The 4,091-nt window shown below is 51.1% G+C and carries 5 protein-coding genes and 1 pseudogene (1 of these 6 only partly in view); 2 read left to right on the top strand and 4 right to left on the bottom strand.

The window, feature by feature from the left end; translation table 11 throughout:
- Positions 1–202: 202 nt before the first annotated feature.
- The 3 genes from ACFE7X_RS18285 to ACFE7X_RS18275 are packed head-to-tail and all read right to left on the bottom strand — an operon-like array spanning position 203 to position 1,753.
- Positions 203–1,078: a hypothetical protein gene (locus ACFE7X_RS18285; RefSeq protein ID WP_375437129.1), complete on the bottom strand. Its 876-nt coding sequence runs from the start codon at positions 1,076–1,078 to the stop codon at positions 203–205.
- A gap of 36 nt (positions 1,079–1,114) precedes the next feature.
- Positions 1,115–1,486 (bottom strand): cupin domain-containing protein, encoded by a 372-nt coding sequence (locus ACFE7X_RS18280; protein ID WP_375437128.1) that lies wholly within the window; start codon positions 1,484–1,486, stop codon positions 1,115–1,117.
- A 27-nt stretch (positions 1,487–1,513) separates the two neighbouring features.
- Positions 1,514–1,753 carry a kazal domain protein gene (locus ACFE7X_RS18275; RefSeq protein WP_375437127.1) on the bottom strand — a complete coding sequence of 80 codons (240 nt, stop codon included), beginning with the start codon at positions 1,751–1,753 and terminating at the stop codon, positions 1,514–1,516.
- A gap of 352 nt (positions 1,754–2,105) precedes the next feature.
- Between ACFE7X_RS18275 and ACFE7X_RS18270 the strand changes: the two genes are divergently transcribed.
- Together ACFE7X_RS18270 and ACFE7X_RS18265 are read left to right on the top strand one after the other, a co-directional pair.
- Positions 2,106–2,543 (top strand): CsbD family protein, encoded by a 438-nt coding sequence (locus ACFE7X_RS18270; protein ID WP_375437126.1) that lies wholly within the window; start codon positions 2,106–2,108, stop codon positions 2,541–2,543.
- 182 nt (positions 2,544–2,725) lie between these two features.
- On the top strand, positions 2,726–3,103 hold the full coding sequence (locus ACFE7X_RS18265; RefSeq protein ID WP_375437125.1) for a YtxH domain-containing protein: 378 nt from the start codon (positions 2,726–2,728) through the stop codon (positions 3,101–3,103).
- Between the two features lie 659 nt (positions 3,104–3,762).
- Here ACFE7X_RS18265 and lysS read toward each other — a convergent pair.
- Positions 3,763–4,091, bottom strand: a pseudogene (gene lysS / locus ACFE7X_RS18260) (lysine--tRNA ligase); it runs 1,207 nt beyond the window's last position.

Raw genomic sequence — 4,091 nt, 5'->3', positions numbered from 1 at the left:
CGGGCGAGCCGGTGCAGCGCAGCGGCAAGCAGGAGTGGCTCGAAGCCATTATCAACCAGTATATCTAAGATTTTTCTGATAGAAGGCACACAAAAAAGGAGGCCTTGACACAAGTCAAGGTCTCCTTTTTTGTGTGCCTTCTATTTGTGTGCCTTCTATCAGAACTTAATAGGATGCAGGTAACTAAGGAGAAGCCGTTGGTTTAGGTGTCGCCGGCGTATACAGTTTCTTTCGGCGGGAAAAGGCGGTCGACGAGATGGTACAGCCGCCAACGGGTATTCTTGAGCCGCTTCTTAACAGGCACAGACCGAAAGTTGAAGCTATTGACGGCCTCTATTTCTTCTGCCACGGAGCGGTTTTTCAATTGTGACTCCAGCAGGAAGGAAGCAATAGCATCATTCCATTCAGTTTTATTGCTCCAATAATGCCCGATATAAGGTAGCGCCGATTGTAAGTCAAACCGTTCCTGTAGCGCTACGGAAAGCGCAAATTGCTCGATCAGGCGAGGTGTAACGCCTGCCCGACTTAGATCATCGCAGATGCGTAGGGCCAGGGTTATAGCGTCAGAGGCGCCCTGAGCCGGAATGCCTACTACGCCTGCATTCCACATGCTATGGCGCTCATGAAACAATACGCCCCCAAACGACTTGCCGCCCACTTGCTGCCACATCCGGCGCTCGGTCTTGCTGCCTAGCTCGGCTAAAGCGCCTTCTGGTTCGTGCATAAAGGCCTGACCAGCGGCTAGCGCCGTTTGTAGCGCTTCGAACGAGCCGTGTAAAAACGTATCAGAGTCGAGGTAGAGCAGGGGAAGGCCAGGATATTTGGCGGCCACCAACTCCAGCGCCTTGATTTTGATGCGCCAAAAGAAGTCGAACTCTCCCTTCCATTCCCGTAGCGTAGCCGCATCTACAGGCAGCACTATGACGTGGTCGGCAAGATGGCGGTAGAAGTCGGGCGCATCCGTTACGATGGTGATGGTGCCAAGACCGGTGGGGTACCGCAGAAAACTCAGAATAGAAAAACAAGCCTGAAAGTGATTCCGCACATTGTCGCCGAACACCAGATACAGTAGATTCATAGGGGTAACAGCGTTTCGTACCAGAAGAATAGCGGCTTATTCTTCTTCCCGATGCACGGTGGCGGGGCTGAAAGCTGGCACGCATACCGACCAGTATTCGCACTCCGCATCAAACGGATTCGAGTAACGCACCCGCGCCCCGGCCTCAATCAGCAAAGATTCACCAGCGCTTAGCTCTACTACGTCGCCATCAATTTCGAAACGCTTGCGGCCCCGCACTACAATTGTTACTTCGTCGAACTCGGGGCGCTGGTGCGGCTCGCTCCATTGGGGCGGTGCCACCATGTGGGCCACACTGTACTGGGCGGTTTGGGTGCTGGCCAAACCAATGTGCTCCTCGATAAGCTTGCCATCGGTGGTGGGCACTACAAATGGGTTCTGCTGGCGGAAATAGCGCTTTTCAGACATAAGTACAGCTAGGGAGAAAAGGGGTTACTACTTTTTGGAATCGGGGCAGGCGCCGGGACGGAAGCTGGTGAGGCCAGCGTTGGTAGCTGTGCAAGCATTACCGTACGTTTTGCCGTCGCAGCCACATACCGGGTCGTACTGCATGGTGCACATAGCGTCCCTGCGGATCTTAGCGGGGTCGATGCATGGTTTGGCGGCGGTAGGGGCCGTCTGTTTCTGACAGGCGCCGCTTAGTAGCAAGGCCAGCAGAGGCAACATGATTCTCATCGATAGGGCAGAAGAGGTGGAACGCGAAAGTAGAACTTCAGCGCCATATAGCGTCCCGAAGCAAGGCTTTAAAACGAAAAGGCGCGTAGTGTAACTGCAAATATGAGTGGCACGCTTACCAAGTAAGGCGCTGCTGAATTCTGTTGTCTGCTTGAGCATAGATAGTATAGCAACGCTATATTGCAGAACACTACTTTTTTAGCGTCCAACTAAAACCTGTGCAGCTTGTCGCCGTATTAGGCACAGAATGACAAAATAGGATATGCCGCGAGCGGCTTATCTATTGTGCAAGCCTTAGCGTGGCTGCCGACAGTCATCTATCTGAATTTCATCACCTTTCTCTCTCCACACTATGTCGTATTACGAAGAAGAAGACAACTCGGGCAAAATTCTCCTCGCTGCTTTGGCTGGTGCCGGCGCCGGTATCATTGCTGGTTTGTTGATGGCTCCCGACAAAGGCAAAGCCACTCGTGAGAAAATTGGCAGCGCCGCTACGAAATACAGTGGTCAGTTGGGCGAGCAGCTCTCGAAATACACCGAAGACCTGGACGCTAAATTCAAAGGCTACGTAGAAAAGCTGGAAGACCTAGGCATCGGTGGTGCTGGTAGCAGCCTGAAACTGAAAGGCAGCTGGGACGACGCCAAAGGCAAGCTGAAGCAGCAATACGCGCAGCTCACCGACGAAGATTTAGAGTATGCCGAAGGCAAAAGTGACGAGCTGGTAGGCCGTTTGCAGCAAAAACTTGGAAAAGCCAAAAACGAAGTTGTGAAAATGCTCAACGACCTGTAAGCTACCACAGCTTCTTAATAAGAGCCTCTGTTTTCGTCGAGAAAGCAGAGGCTTTTCTGTTAACCAAAATTCAACATACGCCGTTAGTACATAGAGTGTAACCTATATGCCATACGCATCGCAAAAGCGGTTCCTCGACTCCTGGCTTACGTTTCTTTTTTCACCTTCCACTCTGCTGCGTTATGCAAGACACAAAAGGCAAAGTAATTCTCTCCCTGTTGGCTGGAGCTACCGCGGGTATTGTAGCCGGCTTGCTGCTAGCTCCCGAAACCGGTGACCAAACCCGGGCCGGCCTTAAAGAATCGGCCGGCAAACTCGGCGACGACCTGAACAAGCTGCTAAAAGACGGATTAGCCCGCCTCAGCTCGCTCAAAGAACAAGCCCCCGCCTCTGCCAAGCAAGAGTCAGACCGCTCAGCCGCTGACAGTTTGCTCGGTTCCATCAATACGCCCGGTGGCTTCACGGAGCCCGACGCAGGAAGCATTGATGGCATCGACTCCGACTATGATGGCATTGGTGGCGACGTACGTCATTTCCCTGGTTACGGTAAGGGACTTTAAGAATATTTACTTGATTTTGTAACCTGGTTTTTGCTGTGCCGTTAAAGAACATACAACCGACTTGAAAGAAGATCGGAGATTTCATTGTCGTAAAATTGCCGGCTGCTGAGCTTCTGGCGGGACTTGGTTACTAGCCTACCAGTAAAATCTAGTTTTGCCCATCGCAAGCTTCTGCAATAGAACCTGATCGGAAGGGTAAGTTTGTTGTAATTCAAAAGGAAAGCCTCCCGCTATTCAATGCGCGGGAGGCTTTCTGATTTCAAGGATCAGCTCAACGGACCTAAGTTTACCCAAAAATTATTTGTTTGAAAGTAACCTTGCCGATAGCAACGCCGTTAGAGAGAATGTAACTAGCTTGAAAGAAGCTGAGTAGCACACTTGAAGTAAAATTGCCGACAGTAAGAGCTTCTGTTTGATCGTGGTTAACTTGATCTGACAGTAAAATCGTACTTGTTCATCGCAAACTTCTTCAAGTAAGCCTTCCAGTTGAAAGGTAAGTTGGTTCCAAAAGAAAGCCTCTCGCACAGTGATATGCGGGAGGCTTTCTGTATTCAGGAGGTACCTGTTTTCTGAAAATAATCGGACATATACGCTTTACAAGCGCACAATCAAAAAACGCTACCTGATAGAGGTGGCGTTTTTTGATTGTGATAAATTTATTAGTGAGGTTTCGGAGCGTTTTCCGACTTGGTGTTTTCCGGCTTCATCTGCGGGAAGAATAGCACGTCCTGAATCGAATTCGAATTAGTCATGATCATGCTGAGGCGGTCGATGCCGATGCCTAGTCCAGCAGTAGGGGGCATACCGTATTCCAAGGCCCGCAAGAAATCCTCGTCGAGCACCATGGCCTCGGTGTCGCCGCGCTTGCCGAGCTCTAGCTGCTCCTCGAAGCGGGCGCGCTGGTCGATGGGGTCGTTGAGTTCTGAGAAGGCATTGCAAATTTCCTTGCCGTTGCAAATAGCTTCGAAACGCTCCACAAGGCCTGGCT

The sequence above is a fragment of the uncultured Hymenobacter sp. genome (assembly GCF_964242765.1).
In the GTDB taxonomy this organism is placed as follows: domain Bacteria; phylum Bacteroidota; class Bacteroidia; order Cytophagales; family Hymenobacteraceae; genus Hymenobacter.
This window is presented reverse-complemented; position numbering and strand designations above follow the sequence as displayed.